Origin of the sequence: Corynebacterium frankenforstense (assembly GCF_030211955.1) — a bacterium.
Classification (GTDB): Bacteria; Actinomycetota; Actinomycetes; order Mycobacteriales; family Mycobacteriaceae; genus Corynebacterium; species Corynebacterium frankenforstense_A.
The window spans coordinates 58,049-71,482 of the sequence record NZ_JASODI010000013.1 but is presented as its reverse complement, the minus strand read 5'-3'; the positions used below and the strand labels follow the sequence as shown (position 1 = coordinate 71,482).

Below are 13,434 nucleotides of genomic sequence, written 5' to 3'. Positions count from 1 at the left end.
GATGCAATATCGGAATCAGACCCTTGAACCCCTAACCGCTTAGAATTAAACCAGTCCAACTTTCGGGGGCTAGTTCATATTGCCCGGGGGTTCCTGATTTTAAGAATAGGGTTCTGACCTGGACTTCTGCCACTTTGTCACGGGGATTGCCGTGCTGAATTACGATAGGGAAATATTGCTTAATTCAGTCATTGCAGGTTAACGAACTGGTGGGTGTAGCGTCGGGTGTGAAAAACCCGACTTCTTCCGAGAAAAGGTTCACCCCCGCCATGACCCCCACCCCGCTGACCGCCGCCGTCATCGTCGTCTCCGACCGCGTCGCCGCCGGCGAACGCGCCAACAAGTCCGGCCCCGCCATCAGAGAGATTCTCGACGCCGCGGGGCTCGACGTGGGCGAGACCGTCGTCGTCGCCGAGGGCGCCGACGCCGTGGGAGAGGCCCTCGACGCCGAGCTCGCCCGCGGTACCCGCGTCATCTTCACCACCGGCGGCACCGGGATCACCGCCCACAACCTCACCCCCGAGGTCACCGCCGACCGCCTGGCCGTCGAGCTGCCCGGCGTGGCCACCCAGATCCTGCTGCGCGGGCTCGAGTCCAGCCCGAAGTCCGGGCTCTCGCGCGGCCGCGTCGGCCTGACCGCGCGCACTCCCGGCGCGAGCCTGATCGTCAACGCCCCCGGCTCCTCCGGCGGCGCGCGCGACGCCGCCGAGGTGGTCACCCCGCTCATCCCGAGCATCTTCCGCCAGCTCGGGGAGTAGTTCCCTCATACACACGCACGGTGAGCGTGTCAGTGGCATCTTCCGCCAGCTCGGGGAGTAGTCCCTCTAACCGCCGGCGAAGGGCGGCAGTACGTCGACGCGCGCGGCGTCGTCAAGCGGGGCGGTGAGCTCGCTGCGCGCACCGTCGACGAGGAAGCTGCACCTCTCCAGAACGGAGGCCAGGGACATGCCCGCCTCCGTGGTGCCGGAGTGGGCCGCCGCCAACTGCCCGACAAGTTCGCTGAGGGTGCCCGGCGCCTCGACGCGCTCGAGGGCGGTGCCGGCCGCCGCGCGCGCCGCGGCGAAGTAGTGGACCTCTATCGTGGACATGTGCCCGACCGTACCTGCGGGCCGTGGAAAACCGAGAAAGGGAGAGGCTGCCGTACATGCGTAGTCCCGAGGAACATCTCGCCGCCGTGCGTCGTCTGCTCGGCCCGGCGCGCACCGAGGAGGTCGCCGTCCGCGAGGCCGCCGGCCGCGTACTGGCCGCTGACGCGCTCGCCGCCGCGGACTCGCCGCGCTTCGACAACTCCCAGATGGACGGCTACGCCGTCGACGCCGCCGCGCTGGAGACACTGCCCGCCGCGCTGCCCGTGGGCCCGACCGTGCCCGCCGGCACCGACCCCGCCGAGGTCGTGCCCGAGGGCGTGGCCGGCCGCGCGGTGCCCGTGATGACCGGCTCGAAGCTGCCCGCCGGCACCGCCGCCGTGGTGCCGGTGGAGAAGTGCGAGCCGGACAGCTTCACCGCCGCCGAGGCCGCCGGGGAGGTGCACGTGCCGGCGACCACCACCGGCAAGTTCGTGCGCGCGGCCGGCTCCGACCTCGCCCGCGGTGCCGTGGTGGCCCCGGCCGGCCGGCGCGTCGACGCGATCACCCTGGCCGCCCTGATCAACGCCTCCGTGTCGCGCGTGCGGGTGCGCGCCCGGGCCCGCGTGCTCATCTGCACCGGCGGCGCCGAGGTCGTCGACGACCCCGACGGCGCGGCGACCATCCCGGACTCCAACGGCCCCATGCTCGCCGAGCTGTGCCGCCGCCACGGCCTCGAGCCGGTGGCCCGCGTGCGCACCGACGACGACCCGGGGCGCCTCGGCGCCGACCTCGCCGCCGCGATCGAGAAGCACCGGCCGGACGTGGCGGTGACCTCCGGAGGCATCTCGCACGGCCGCTTCGAGGCCGTCCGCCAGCTCCTCGAGGCCGACGGCCAGGACGTCTGGTTCGGCCACGTCACCCAGCAGCCCGGCGGCCCGCAGGGTATCGGACGCCTGGGTGGGGTGCCCGTGGTCTGCCTGCCCGGCAACCCCGTCTCGACGATGGTCAGCTTCCGGCTCTTCGTCGCCCCCGCGCTCGGCGAGGCGCCCGCCCCCGAGACCGCGCGGCTGACCGAGGCGTTGGACGGCCTTTCCGACGCCCGCGTGCAGTTCCGTCGCGGGTACCTGGGACGTGGGGCGCAGGCCGGCGCCGGGGCGGCGCCGGGCGCTGAGCCTGGTGCGGCGGCGGGCGACGCGAGTGTGGTGACCGCCACGCCGCTGGGAGGGCCGGGCAGCCACCTGATCTCCCAGGCCGTCGGGGCCGACTGCCTCATCGAGGTACCCTCGGGGGCCCACCTGGCCGCCGGGGACGCCGTGACCGTCCACCGGCTGTAGGGGCCGGCGTCCCGGCTCACCGGCACCGGGCGGAGGCTTCGGCCCCGGCCCGGCCGGCGGCTCCCGCCCACCGGCCCGGCCCCGCCCACGAACAGGAAGGATCCACCGTGTCTGAACCCGCGACCGGCACCCGCGACGCGCTCGTCGTCGTCGCCTCGACGCGTGCCGCCGACGGCACCTACACCGACCGCACCGGCCCGCTGCTCGTCGAGTGGCTGCGCTCCCGCGGCTTCGAGACCCCCGAGGCCGTCGTCGTCGCCGACGCCGAAATCGAGACCGTCCTCGGCGAGCTCTTCGCCGACCCCGGCCTGCTGCCGAGGGTCCTGCTGACCACCGGCGGCACCGGGATCACCGACGACGACTGCACCGTCGAGGCCGTCGAACCCCACCTCGAGCGCACCCTGCCCGGGGTGGTGCAGGCCTTCTTCACCACCGGGGCCGCCGCCACCCCGCACGCCGCGCTGTCCCGCGCGGTCGCCGGCACCGTCGGGCGCACCTTCGTGATGACGCTGCCGGGCTCGCGCGGCGCGGTCAAGGACGGCATCGCCACCCTCGACCCGCTCATCGACCACCTCGCCGACATGCTGGAGGGACACCATGCCCACTGACCCCACCACCGACGCGGCCACTGACGCGGCCGCCGGAGCCGAAGCGCAGCCGCTGACCCCGGGGGAGGACCCCGCCCGCGTCCACGAGCAGACCGGCCGCGTCATCGCCGCCTTTCTCACCGAGGACCGCCTCGAGGACCTCGCCGCCGAGGCCCGCGCCGCGACCGCCACGCCCGCCATGGGAGCTGTGGTCACCTTCGACGGCGTGGTCCGCGACCACGACGGCGGCGCGGACGTCAACGCTCTGACCTACACGGCGCACCCCACGGCGGGTGACGTCATGGGTGAGGTCGTGCGCGACGTCGTCAAGCGGCATCCGCACGCACGGGTGTGGGCCGCCCACCGCACCGGCGCACTGGCCATCGGCGACACCGCGTTCTACGTCGTGGTCGCCGCCGCGCACCGGGCGGCCGCCTTCGCCGCGGCCACCGAGGTCGTCGACGAGGTCAAGGCGCGCGTGCCCGTGTGGAAGGAGCAGGAGATGGCCGACGGCACCAACCATTGGGTGGGCCTGGAGTGAGCCGGCTCGACGCGCGCGCCGTCGCCCGCTACCGGCGCCAGCTGACCCTGGCCGGCTTCGGGCGCGCCGGGCAGGAGGCGCTGGCCGGGGCGCACGTCGCGGTGCTCGGCGCCGGCGGGCTCGGCTCGCCCGCGCTGCTGTACCTTGCGGGCGCCGGGGTGGGGCGGATCACCGTCATCGACGACGACGTCGTGGACCTGTCCAACCTGCACCGCCAGGTCATCCACGCCACCGCGCGCATCGGCGAGCCCAAGGCCGACTCGGCGCGCGCGGCGATGCTCGCGCTTAACCCCGACATCGAGGTGCGCGCCGTGCGTGAGCGGCTGACCCCGGCCAACGCCGCCGAGGTGCTTGGCGACGCCGCGGTGCTCCTCGACGGCGCCGACAACTTCGCCGCGCGCCACACCGCCTCCTGGGCCTGCGCGCGGGCGGGGATCCCGCACGTGTGGGGCTCCATCCTGGGCTTCGAGGCGCAGATGTCCGTCTTCGCCGCCACCCGCGGGCCGGTCTACGAGGACCTCTTCCCCGCGCCGCCGGCGCCCGGCTCGGTGCCCTCGTGCGCGCAGGCCGGGGTGCTCGGGCCCGTGGTCGGCCAGGTCGGCTCCGCGATGGCGATGGAGGCGTTGAAGGTGGTCACCGGGGGCGGCGAGGTCCTGTGCGGGACGCTGGGTTACCTGGACTCGCTGGTCGGGCGCTGGGAGTACGTGCCGCTGGTGGGGGATCCCGAGGTGGCGCGCCGGGTTGCTGCCGGGGAGTTCCTGGTCGACGGTTCCGTGGTGGGGGATGCGGTTTGCGGTGGCTCGGTCGAGGAGCCAGGTGACGGTTCCGTCGGCGGCAGCGCGGGCGTGGCTGGCGGGGCTGGTGAAGCCGGTGCTGTCGGTGGCGGCGCTGGCGCCGGTGGTTCGGTGGCCGGCGGGGCGGGGGAGCGCCAGGTGCGCGAGGTCTCCGAGATCCCCGAGGGGGCGGTGCTCCTCGACGTCCGCGACGACTCCGAGTACGAGGCCTTCCACATGCCCGGTGCCGTGCACGTCCCGCTGCCTGACCTGCTTGCGGGGCGTGACCCCGAGCTGCCGGATGCCGCGGAGGATGCCCCGGTGGTGGTCTACTGCGCCGGCGGGGTGCGCTCGGTGCTGGCCGTTCAGACTCTTACCGACCGCGGCTTCGACGGGCTGGTCAGCCTGCGCGGCGGCATCGATGCCTGGCTGGACCGGCACGGCACCGACGGGGTGCGGTAGGGGGCGGGTCTCGGACCCTGCCGGGGCTGGGCGTCAGATTGTGCGACGTCGCGGTCGCACAATCTGACCGCCCGTTTTTCGTCGAGGATCTGACCTGCGGGTTTTCGCGTAACGGTCGTGTGACCGTCAGAGTGTGCGACGCCGTCGTCGCATACTCTGACGTCCCCGGTGGAAAAGCGTGTGGCCGTCCCTGGTGTACAAGCGTGCGGCCGTCCCTGGTGGACAAGCGTGCGGCCCGCGCCGGCGGCCCGTGCCGGCGGCCCTGCCTCAGTCCCGGTCCAGACCCCGCCCGCGTCGCCCGATGCGCCGGGCCGCGCGCCGTGCGGTCAGCCACGACTCCTCGAGCTCGACCGCGCGCCGGTCGGTGACCGCGAGCAGGCGCTCGAGGTCACGGACCGTCATGTCCGGGTCGGCCAGGCGCGCTTCGAGGCGGTTGAGGAAGCGCCGCGCGCCGTGGCACTGGTAGTGGAAGCGCTGGATCTCCGGGTCGGAGGTGTCCGGGTCCGCCAGTGCGGGCCGGTTGAAGGTGCGGTCGGCCAGCGCGTCGGCATCCTGTGAGGTGCGGAACTTCTCGAAGGCCTCGAGCACGTCGCGGATGTCCTCCGCCGAAAGGCGCACGGAGTTCGTCAGCGCCGCGGCCTCCCGCCCGGCCGCGCCCGGGTCGCGGCGGGTGGCCACGAAGACCACGGTCAGCAGCATGCCCGCGAGCAGCAGCCCGGGCAGCTTCATCAGCCAGACCAGCAGCACGCAGCCGGCGGCCAACCCGATCAGGTAGAGCCGCGGGACACCGCGTTGCGGTGCGGGCGGCATCGGTCAGTGCCCGCCGCAGCCGCACCCGCCGGCGCCGCAGCCGCAGCCGCCGCAGCCACCGCCGGTGACCAGGACGGAGGCGGCCATCAGGGCGGTGCCGGCGATCACGGCGCCCGGCTGGGGCACCTCGGCCGCGTCGGGCAGGCAGACGTCGAAGGGGAAGGGGCCCTCGACGGTGGCGTGGATGAACGCCTGGCCGGTCAGGGTGCTGGTGCGGCGCTCGGCGGTGATCACGCGGGCGGAGAACTGCGCGCCGGCGTCGGGCACCGCGGCACCGGAGCCGGAGGCGATCAGCTGCGCGCCCTCGGAGTAGACCACGCCGAAGACCTCGCCGGTGGCCTTCTCGTACTCGACGTCGGAGGGGTAGACCTGCGCGTCGAGCGCCAGGGCGGTGATGCCCAGCGGCTGCTCGGGCTGCGGGCCGACCTCGTAGAACAGCGGGCCCTGCGAGAGGTTCGCGGTGATGGTGCCCAGCTCCTGGCCGGCCGGGTCGGTGACGTCGACCAGTGCGAGGACGTCGTTGACCATGTCGACGGTGCCGGTGGTCTGGGACTGCGCGTCAAAGCCCGCCCAGGTCGAGTACGGCTCGACGGCGAGTATGTTGATCTGTGCGCCGGAGGGGTCGCTGTACTGGATCAGCTGGCCGCCGCGCACGGCGCCGGTCACGGCGAGTCGGTCGGTGCCGATGGCCGCCTCGACCGCGTCCTGCCAGCGGTCGAAGTCCAGGCCGATGCTCTTCAGGTCGTCGCTCATGCGCACGATTCTACGTGCGCGCCCGCGCGGGCAGGCACCCGGGAGCCCGCTGACGGGGGAGCGCCGGCACGGCCGTCGCGGCGACGTGGGACAATGGAGGGCAATGCGAGAAACCGATCACAACGAGCGCGAGGAGCTGCTGTCGCAGGCCTTCGCGGACAACCACAGCGACATCGGGCGCGGGGCGATTGACGACGCCGCGTCGGTCACCGCCGGCGACCACCGTGCGGCGGGCGCCGACGGGCGTGCGGGACACGCCGTGACGACCGGCGACATGGACCTCGCCGAGCGCAACTCGTTTCGCCGCGTCATCCGCGAGACGGACGTCCACCATGAGGAGCAGGCCGACGGCTACGACGTCGAGTACCGTAAGCTGCGCCTCGAGCAGGTCATCCTCGTCGGCGTGTGGACGGAGGGCACGGTCGCCGAGGTCGAGGCGGCGCTCGCCGAGCTGGCCGCCCTGGCCGAGACCGCCGGCGCCGACGTCATCGACATGCTCTACCAGCGCCGCGACACCCCGGACCCGGGCACCTACATCGGCTCCGGCAAGGTCGCCGAGCTGCGCGAGATCGTCGCGGCCACCGGCGCGGACACCGTCGTCTGCGACGGCGAGCTCTCGCCGGGCCAGTTGGTCGCCCTGGAGAAGGAGCTCGACTGCAAGGTCATCGACCGCACGATGCTCATCCTCGACATCTTCGCCCAGCACGCGAAGTCCCGAGAGGGCAAGGCGCAGGTCGCCCTGGCCCAGATGGAGTACCTGATCACGCGCGTGCGCGGCTGGGGCCAGGCCCTGTCCCGGCAGGCGGGCGGCCGCGCCGGCTCGAACGGCGGCGTGGGCCTGCGCGGTCCCGGTGAGACGAAGATCGAGGCGGACCGTCGCCGGCTGCGCTCGGACATGGCGAAGCTGCGCCGCGAGCTGGCCGGCATGACCCGCTCACGCGAGGTCAAGCGTCACCGCCGCGCGGAGTCGCTGACGCCGACCATCGCGATCGCCGGCTACACCAACGCCGGCAAGTCCTCGCTGATCAACGCCCTGACGAACGCGGGCGTGCTCGTCGAGGACGCCCTGTTCGCCACCCTGGACCCGACGACCCGCCGCGCCGAGCTCGCCGACGGCCGCGCGGTGATCTTCACCGACACCGTCGGCTTCGTGCGCCACCTGCCCACCCAGCTGGTCGAGGCATTCAAGTCGACCCTCGAGGAGGTCCTCGGCGCCGATCTGGTCCTGCACGTCGTCGACGGCTCGGACCCGTTCCCGCTCGGCCAGGTCGAGGCGGTCAACGGTGTCATCGCCGACATCGTCCGCGAGACCGGCCAGGAGGCGCCGCCGGAGATCCTGGTGGTCAACAAGGTCGACACGGCCGACCCGCTGGTCATCGCGGAGCTGCGCCACGCGCTCGACGACGCAGTGTTCGTCTCCGCGCGCACCGGCGAGGGCATCGACGAGCTGGAGAGCCGCATCGAGCTCTTCCTCAACTCGCTGGACGCCCACGTCACTGTCGAGATCCCCTACACCCGCGGCGAGCTGGTCTCCCGCGTCCACGAGCACGGTACCGTGCTGCGCGAGGAGTACACCGACGCCGGCACGGTGCTCGAGGCCCGCATGCCCACCGAGCTGGCCGCCTCGCTCTCGGAGTTCGCGGTCGAGGAGGACGTCGAGGAGTAGCGGGCAGGCATCGCACACACGCAGATGCCGCGTGCGGTGCGCGATGGGCGCACCGCACGCCGCGTCGTCAATTGAAACGGGGGAGGGCTACTTCTCCGCGGGCATGCCCTGGGCGGCCATGGCCGTGCGGGAGCGGCCGACGAAGGCACTCGCGACGAAGAGCAGCACGACCGCGATGACGACTGCGCCGATGATTCCGTACTGGCCGAAGTTGCTCATCAGGCCGTAGTACAGGCCGAAGACACCGAAGTCGGAGTCGGAGAAGGTGGCCGAGGCGCTGCCGAGCTCACCGAGGAACGGCACGAGCACCAGCGGGACGACCGAGATGACCACACCGTTTCCGAAGGCGCAGATGATGGCACCGCGGCGGCCGCCGACGGAGTTGCCGATGACACCGGAGGCCGCGCCCGTCATGAAGTGGGCGATCACGCCCGGGATGATGATCGTCCAGCTGCACAGGCCGAAGACGATCATGCAGACGGTCCCGGCGACCAGCGAGGAGAAGAAGCCGACCATCACGGCGTTGGGGGGGCGAAGGTGAAGGTGATCGGCACGTCCAGGGCCGGCTTGGAGTTGGGCACCAGCTTCGCGGAGATGCCCTGGAAGGCGGGGACGATCTCGTTCAGCACGGTGCGCACGCCCGCGAGGATCACGAAGACGCCGGCGGTGAACATACCGGCCTGCATGAAGGCCCACAGGATGTAGTTCTGGCCGTCGGAGATGTTCTCCTGGACGTAGGTCGGGCCGGCGATCAGCGCCACGACGACGAAGACCACGGACATCGACAGGAAGATCACCACGTTGGTGTCGCGCACGAAGCTGAGGTTCTTCGGCACATTCATCTTCTCGGTGGAGTTCTCCGGGGCACCGCCGGTCAGCTTGGCCAGCAGGCCGGCGAAGGCGATGCCGATGCCACCGGTGTGGCCCAGCGCGACGTCGTCGGAACCGGTCACACGGTGCATGAACGGCTGGGCCAGGGCCGGCGAGACCGTCGTGATCACGCCCTCGGCGAGCGCGCCGAAGACGACGGCCTGCCAGGCGGGCATGCCGGAGACCATGAAGATGATGGCGATCATCACCGACTGGTACAGCGCGACGTGACCGGACAGGTAGATGTACTTGAAGTTGGTCAGCCGCGCGAAGGCGATGTTGACGACCATGCCGAAGAAGAAGATCAGGGCCGCCACGGTGCCGTACTCCACGAGGGCCGGTGCGACGATCGCCTCGTTGTTCGGCACTACGCCCTGGACATGGAAGACGTCCTGGAACATCTGGCCGAACGGTTTCAGGGCCGAATCGACGATGCCGGCTCCGGCCGCGAGGACCAGGAAGCCGATGAAGGACTTGATGGTGCCCTTCATGGTGTCGGAGAAGCTCTTCTTCTGCAGCAGCAGGCCCAGCAGGGCGATGAGCGCGATGATCACAGCCGGCTGGCGGAAAATGTCCACCAGAACGTTCAACAGGCCGTCCATGATTCTTCCTCTCTGGCGGTTCGGTGGTGGTGTGGCGCGGCTAGATCAGTCCGTTGGCGGACAGGTGATCGCGCAGCTTCGTCTCGAGCTCGTTCTGGTCGATGATGCTGTCCAGGAGGATGCGCGGTTCGAAGCCGGAGGCGGCGTCCTCCAGGTCGCGGCCGACGATGAACAGGTCGGCGTCGTTGGTCGAGGCGCCGCCGAGATCAGAGTGGGTGACCTCGTAGTCGGAGAAGCCGATCGTGTCGAGCGCCTTCTTGATGTTCATCTCCACGAGGAAGGAGGAGCCGAGTCCGGAGGAACACATGGCCATGAACTTCATGATCTGGAACCTTTCGTTGTGTGACGTCTTGTGTCGGTGGTTGGTTGTTTCGGGGGCTGGTAGGGAGGCCTGGATCAGGCGGCGGCGATCGCGGCGCGGACAGCCTCGATGTCGCGGGCGGCGCTGAGCGCCTCGCGGGCCTCGAACTGCATGAGCACCTTGGCCAGCTCGGCCATGATCTGCTGGTGGGCGTGCGAGTCGTTCGCGCACAGTCCCCAGATCAGGTTGACCGGATGGTCGTCCGAATCGCCCAGCGGCACCGGCTCGTCGAGGACCACCAGCGAGATGCCGGTTTCCAGCGCGCCGTCCTCGGGACGGCAGTGGGCGAGCATGAGGCCCTGGCCGAGGGCCATGTACAGGCCCTTGCCGGACTCGACGGAGGCGATGACGGTGTCGATGTAGTTGCGGGTGATGAAGCCCTCAGCCTCCAGCATGCCGAGGCTGCGTTCGACGGCCGCGCGCCAGTCGGAGGCGTGCATGAAGCCGATGCGGGAATCGGGGAGGGGCAGGTCCGCCATGATCAGGCTCCTTTCTTCTGGGACAGGTCGGGTCAAGGGGTGGTCACGGTTGCTGCCGTGCCGCCGGTTCGACGGTGAAGGACATCGAGGCGTCCGAGTCGCGGCGGATCGTCGCCGAGCAGGCGATGGGGCTGCCGGCGGTCGAGGTGACCGTCGACCAGCTCGCCAGGCGCGGCCGGTCCTCAGGGATACCGAGGAGTGCGGCCTCGTCGCCGGTGGGCATACGCAGGAAGACGGTGACCTGCTCGCGGTCCGTCCGCGCGCCACAGGAGCGCAGGACGGCGTAGAGCGACGCGGTACTGAAATCGGTGTCCTCCGCGACCGGGAACCGGTCGGCGCTCCGCCACGCCCGGGTGAGGTGGTGGACGGACCCGTCGAGGAAGCGCAGCCGTTCCAGCCGCATCACCCGGGCGTCCAGGGGGACGCCGAGGCGGGCGGCGATCTGCTCATCGGCGGACACAGTGCCGAAGCTCAGGATCCGCGACTCGACACGGTGGCCGCGCTGGACCATCTGCGAGTGGAATCCGAGCGGGCTCATGACCTCCGCCGGGGCGACCGGGTGGTCGTCCGGGTCGAGCACGAAGGTGCCGCTGCCCTGGATCCGCTTGACGCGGCCCTCGTTCTCGAGTTCATCCAGGGCACGCCGGACGGTGATCCGCGAGACGTTGAGCATCGAGCAGAGCCTGCCCTCGCTCGGGAGGCGGTCACCGTTTTCCTGACCGGCGCAGATGTCGGCGATCGCCGCCTCGGCGACGATGTACTTCGGATGATCCATGATGACCTCCGAGCCGATTGGTCTGATACAACTGCGCTAGTAGTCGTGCTAATGACATAACGACTCAACCGGAAGTAGTAGTGATCCGTTAGACAGATTTCCGTGTGCGACCTGGGCACGCAATAATCGAGGTCTGTGAACGAATCCGAGAACCGCACAGAAGACGCCGGCTCCGCGGGGGCGGGGACCGGCACGGACACCGCCGACGGGGGAGCGGCGGCACCCGCCCGCCGCGGACTGGGCTGGACGCTGCACGGCGACGGCCGGAGGATCCTGCCCGGTGAGGTCGTCGAGCCCGAGGAGCGGCTGAGCTGGCCGCGCACCATCGGCATCGGCATGCAGCACGTCATCGCCATGTTCGGCGCCACCCTGCTGGTGCCGACGATCACCGGCTTCCCGGTCAACACCACGCTGCTGTTCTCCGGGCTGGGCACCATGCTCTTCCTGCTGATGACGCGCAACCGGCTGCCCAGCTACCTGGGCAGCTCCTTCGCCTTCATCGCCCCGCTGACCGCCACCCAGGCCGACGGCATCGCCGTCCAGCTCGGCGGCATCGTCGTCACGGGTGCGGCGCTGGCCTGCGTGGGCTTCATCGTCAAGGCCGCCGGCAAGCGCGTCATCGACGCCGTGATGCCCCCGGCCGTCACCGGCGCGATCGTCGCCCTGATCGGCCTGAACCTCGCGCCCACGGCCGCCGACAACTTCCAGTCGCAGCCCTGGGTGGCCGGCGTGACGCTGCTGGCCATCCTGGTGGCCACCGTCGCCGGGCGCGGCATGGTCGCCCGCCTGGGCATCCTCATCGGCGTGATCATCGGCTGGGTCTTCGCCGCCCTGACCGGTGCGATCGGTCCCGAGGCCGCCGAGCACATCCGCGAGGCCGCCTGGATCGGCGTGCCGCAGTTCCACGCCCCGGAGTTCCGGCTCTCGGCCGTGCTGGTCACCCTGCCGGTGATCATCGTGCTCATCGCCGAGAACGTCGGCCACGTCAAGGCCGTCTCCCAGATGACCGGCCGCAACCTCGACGGCCTGGCCGGCGACGCGCTGCTCGCCGACGGCCTGGCCACCACCGTCGCGGGCCTGTCCGGCGGCTCCGGCACCACGACCTACGCCGAGAACGTCGGCGTGATGGCCGCGACCCGCGTCTACTCCACGGCCGCCTACTGGGTCGCCGCGCTGACCGCGGTGGCGCTGGCCTTCATCCCGAAGTTCGGCGCGCTCATCTTCACCATCCCCTCGGGTGTGCTCGGCGGGGCGACCCTGGTGCTCTACGGCCTGATCGGCATGCTGGGCATCCGCATCTGGCAGGACAACCGGGTCGACTTCAACAACCCGGTCAACCTCACCGCGGCGGCCACGGCGCTGATCGCGGGCATCGGCAACCTGACCCTCTCGGTTGGCCCGGTGGAGCTCGAGGGCATCGCCTGGGGCTCGATCGGCATCATCGTCGGCTACCCGATCCTCAAGTGGCTCTACGTCCACGTCGGCGAGGGCGGCGCGGCGGTCTTCTCCCGGCGCTGAAGCGGGACCCGATCCCGGCGCCGGGGCGGGGGAGGACCCCGCGATCCGGGGTGTGCCCGGGGCCGCGCCCGGGGCGGCGACCGGGCCGTGCCCGGGGCTGCGAGGGGGCTGATCCGGTCCTTGCGGGACATGGGGTGTCAGATTGTGCGACGAAGCGGTCGCACAATCTGACACCCCGTTTTTCGTCGAGGCTCTGACCTGCGACGATTCGCATAACGGTCGTGTGGCCGTCAGAGTGTGCGACGTCGAGATCGCACACTCTGACATCCCGGCGGGAAAATGCCCGCCCGGGCCGGCGGACGAGCCGCGGAAACCCCGCCTACCACCGCCGCACCCCGCCTGCACCGCGGATGACAAGAGCGCCAACGCCGCGCGCAACCGCCCACGGCGCCCGACGGGACGTCGGCAAGTGGAGGGCCGGAAACCGGGCAGGAAACCGGGCCGCAAACACCGCACCCGCCCATGAGAAAAGCCCTCCCGGGGACGGGAGGGCTCTTTCAGTTACAGCACCGGCTCAGGCACCGGCGCCGGCGGCGGACTACTCGGCGTCGAGGTCCTTCTCGATCAGGCCGGCGATCTTCTCCACGGCCTCCGCGTTGTCCGAGGTCACGGTGACCTGGTCGCCCTTCTCGGCGCCCAGGGCCATGATCATCAGCGACGAAGCGGCATCCGTCTCGTCGTCGTCCTCGTCACCACCGACGAGCGACAGGTAGATGTCGTCGTCGTACTCACCGGCGGCGTCGGCGATGATGGAAGCCGGGCGGGCGTGCAGGCCGACGGCGGAGCCGACGGTAACGGTCTTGGAGGCCATGGTCGTCCTTTCGTTGAACGGTTTG

At 71.1% G+C, this 13,434-nt stretch carries 16 protein-coding genes; 7 read left to right on the top strand and 9 right to left on the bottom strand.

Going from position 1 to position 13,434, the window contains the following annotated elements:
• Positions 1 to 269 precede the first annotated feature (269 nt).
• Entirely contained in the window at positions 270 to 758 is a 489-nt protein-coding gene (locus QP119_RS08055; RefSeq protein ID WP_284775117.1) for a MogA/MoaB family molybdenum cofactor biosynthesis protein, read from the top strand.
• Between the two features lie 66 nt (positions 759 to 824).
• On the opposite strand, the gene QP119_RS08050 is transcribed toward QP119_RS08055, so the two are convergent.
• Positions 825 to 1,088 (bottom strand): MoaD/ThiS family protein, encoded by a 264-nt coding sequence (locus QP119_RS08050; RefSeq protein WP_284775116.1) that lies wholly within the window; start codon positions 1,086 to 1,088, stop codon positions 825 to 827.
• A gap of 56 nt (positions 1,089 to 1,144) precedes the next feature.
• Between QP119_RS08050 and QP119_RS08045 the strand changes: the two genes are divergently transcribed.
• From QP119_RS08045 to QP119_RS08030, 4 genes are all read left to right on the top strand, one after another.
• On the top strand, positions 1,145 to 2,401 hold the full coding sequence (locus QP119_RS08045; RefSeq protein WP_284775114.1) for a molybdopterin molybdotransferase MoeA: 1,257 nt from the start codon (positions 1,145 to 1,147) through the stop codon (positions 2,399 to 2,401).
• 107 nt (positions 2,402 to 2,508) lie between these two features.
• The gene (locus tag QP119_RS08040; RefSeq protein ID WP_284775112.1) at positions 2,509 to 3,009 is read left to right on the top strand and encodes a MogA/MoaB family molybdenum cofactor biosynthesis protein; all 501 of its coding nucleotides are present in this window, start codon (positions 2,509 to 2,511) and stop codon (positions 3,007 to 3,009) included.
• Positions 2,999 to 3,529: a molybdenum cofactor biosynthesis protein MoaE gene (locus tag QP119_RS08035; protein WP_284775111.1), complete on the top strand. Its 531-nt coding sequence runs from the start codon at positions 2,999 to 3,001 to the stop codon at positions 3,527 to 3,529. Before QP119_RS08040 ends, QP119_RS08035 begins: the two co-directional genes overlap by 11 nt.
• Complete coding sequence (locus QP119_RS08030) at positions 3,526 to 4,764, top strand: ThiF family adenylyltransferase (RefSeq protein WP_284775109.1); 1,239 nt, start codon at positions 3,526 to 3,528, stop codon at positions 4,762 to 4,764. Before QP119_RS08035 ends, QP119_RS08030 begins: the two co-directional genes overlap by 4 nt.
• Before the next feature lie 267 nt (positions 4,765 to 5,031).
• Here the strand turns inward: QP119_RS08030 and QP119_RS08025 are convergent, their stop codons facing one another.
• Together QP119_RS08025 and QP119_RS08020 are read right to left on the bottom strand one after the other, a co-directional pair.
• Positions 5,032 to 5,574, bottom strand: coding sequence for a hypothetical protein (locus tag QP119_RS08025; protein WP_284775108.1), 543 nt, complete (start codon positions 5,572 to 5,574; stop codon positions 5,032 to 5,034).
• A 3-nt stretch (positions 5,575 to 5,577) separates the two neighbouring features.
• The gene (locus tag QP119_RS08020; protein ID WP_284775106.1) at positions 5,578 to 6,327 is read right to left on the bottom strand and encodes a hypothetical protein; all 750 of its coding nucleotides are present in this window, start codon (positions 6,325 to 6,327) and stop codon (positions 5,578 to 5,580) included.
• 103 nt (positions 6,328 to 6,430) lie between these two features.
• Here QP119_RS08020 and hflX point away from each other — a divergent pair, with 103 nt between their 5' ends.
• The gene (hflX, locus tag QP119_RS08015; RefSeq protein WP_284775104.1) at positions 6,431 to 7,993 is read left to right on the top strand and encodes a GTPase HflX; all 1,563 of its coding nucleotides are present in this window, start codon (positions 6,431 to 6,433) and stop codon (positions 7,991 to 7,993) included.
• Positions 7,994 to 8,080: 87 nt separating this feature from the next.
• Here the strand turns inward: hflX and QP119_RS08010 are convergent, their stop codons facing one another.
• The 5 genes from QP119_RS08010 to QP119_RS07990 form a co-directional block, all read right to left on the bottom strand.
• Positions 8,081 to 8,509, bottom strand: coding sequence for a PTS transporter subunit IIC (locus tag QP119_RS08010; protein WP_284775103.1), 429 nt, complete (start codon positions 8,507 to 8,509; stop codon positions 8,081 to 8,083).
• The gene (locus QP119_RS08005; RefSeq protein WP_284775101.1) at positions 8,509 to 9,465 is read right to left on the bottom strand and encodes a PTS ascorbate transporter subunit IIC; all 957 of its coding nucleotides are present in this window, start codon (positions 9,463 to 9,465) and stop codon (positions 8,509 to 8,511) included. The genes QP119_RS08010 and QP119_RS08005 overlap by 1 nt, the downstream gene beginning before the upstream one ends.
• A gap of 40 nt (positions 9,466 to 9,505) precedes the next feature.
• Positions 9,506 to 9,787, bottom strand: coding sequence for a PTS sugar transporter subunit IIB (locus QP119_RS08000; protein ID WP_284775099.1), 282 nt, complete (start codon positions 9,785 to 9,787; stop codon positions 9,506 to 9,508).
• Between the two features lie 74 nt (positions 9,788 to 9,861).
• Positions 9,862 to 10,305 (bottom strand): PTS sugar transporter subunit IIA, encoded by a 444-nt coding sequence (locus QP119_RS07995; protein WP_284775097.1) that lies wholly within the window; start codon positions 10,303 to 10,305, stop codon positions 9,862 to 9,864.
• A 43-nt stretch (positions 10,306 to 10,348) separates the two neighbouring features.
• Positions 10,349 to 11,080 carry a GntR family transcriptional regulator gene (locus QP119_RS07990; RefSeq protein WP_284775095.1) on the bottom strand — a complete coding sequence of 244 codons (732 nt, stop codon included), beginning with the start codon at positions 11,078 to 11,080 and terminating at the stop codon, positions 10,349 to 10,351.
• A gap of 237 nt (positions 11,081 to 11,317) precedes the next feature.
• Between QP119_RS07990 and QP119_RS07985 the strand changes: the two genes are divergently transcribed.
• Positions 11,318 to 12,598 (top strand): uracil-xanthine permease family protein, encoded by a 1,281-nt coding sequence (locus QP119_RS07985; RefSeq protein ID WP_284775129.1) that lies wholly within the window; start codon positions 11,318 to 11,320, stop codon positions 12,596 to 12,598.
• Between the two features lie 538 nt (positions 12,599 to 13,136).
• On the opposite strand, the gene QP119_RS07980 is transcribed toward QP119_RS07985, so the two are convergent.
• Complete coding sequence (locus tag QP119_RS07980; protein WP_075663672.1) at positions 13,137 to 13,409, bottom strand: HPr family phosphocarrier protein; 273 nt, start codon at positions 13,407 to 13,409, stop codon at positions 13,137 to 13,139.
• Positions 13,410 to 13,434 lie beyond the last annotated feature (25 nt).

What these genes read in the sequence shown, in the direction of transcription:
- QP119_RS08055 (WP_284775117.1), top strand. Translation starts at nt 270, where the DNA reads ATGACCCCCACCCCGCTGACCGCCGCCGTCATCGTCGTCTCCGACCGC.
- QP119_RS08050 (WP_284775116.1), bottom strand. Translation starts at nt 1,088, where the DNA reads ATGTCCACGATAGAGGTCCACTACTTCGCCGCGGCGCGCGCGGCGGCC.
- QP119_RS08045 (WP_284775114.1), top strand. Translation starts at nt 1,145, where the DNA reads ATGCGTAGTCCCGAGGAACATCTCGCCGCCGTGCGTCGTCTGCTCGGC.
- QP119_RS08035 (WP_284775111.1), top strand. Translation starts at nt 2,999, where the DNA reads ATGCCCACTGACCCCACCACCGACGCGGCCACTGACGCGGCCGCCGGA.
- QP119_RS08025 (WP_284775108.1), bottom strand. Translation starts at nt 5,574, where the DNA reads ATGCCGCCCGCACCGCAACGCGGTGTCCCGCGGCTCTACCTGATCGGG.
- QP119_RS08020 (WP_284775106.1), bottom strand. Translation starts at nt 6,327, where the DNA reads ATGAGCGACGACCTGAAGAGCATCGGCCTGGACTTCGACCGCTGGCAG.
- hflX (WP_284775104.1), top strand. Translation starts at nt 6,431, where the DNA reads ATGCGAGAAACCGATCACAACGAGCGCGAGGAGCTGCTGTCGCAGGCC.
- QP119_RS08010 (WP_284775103.1), bottom strand. Translation starts at nt 8,509, where the DNA reads ATGGTCGGCTTCTTCTCCTCGCTGGTCGCCGGGACCGTCTGCATGATC.
- QP119_RS08005 (WP_284775101.1), bottom strand. Translation starts at nt 9,465, where the DNA reads ATGGACGGCCTGTTGAACGTTCTGGTGGACATTTTCCGCCAGCCGGCT.
- QP119_RS08000 (WP_284775099.1), bottom strand. Translation starts at nt 9,787, where the DNA reads ATGAAGTTCATGGCCATGTGTTCCTCCGGACTCGGCTCCTCCTTCCTC.
- QP119_RS07995 (WP_284775097.1), bottom strand. Translation starts at nt 10,305, where the DNA reads ATGGCGGACCTGCCCCTCCCCGATTCCCGCATCGGCTTCATGCACGCC.
- QP119_RS07990 (WP_284775095.1), bottom strand. Translation starts at nt 11,080, where the DNA reads ATGGATCATCCGAAGTACATCGTCGCCGAGGCGGCGATCGCCGACATC.
- QP119_RS07980 (WP_075663672.1), bottom strand. Translation starts at nt 13,409, where the DNA reads ATGGCCTCCAAGACCGTTACCGTCGGCTCCGCCGTCGGCCTGCACGCC.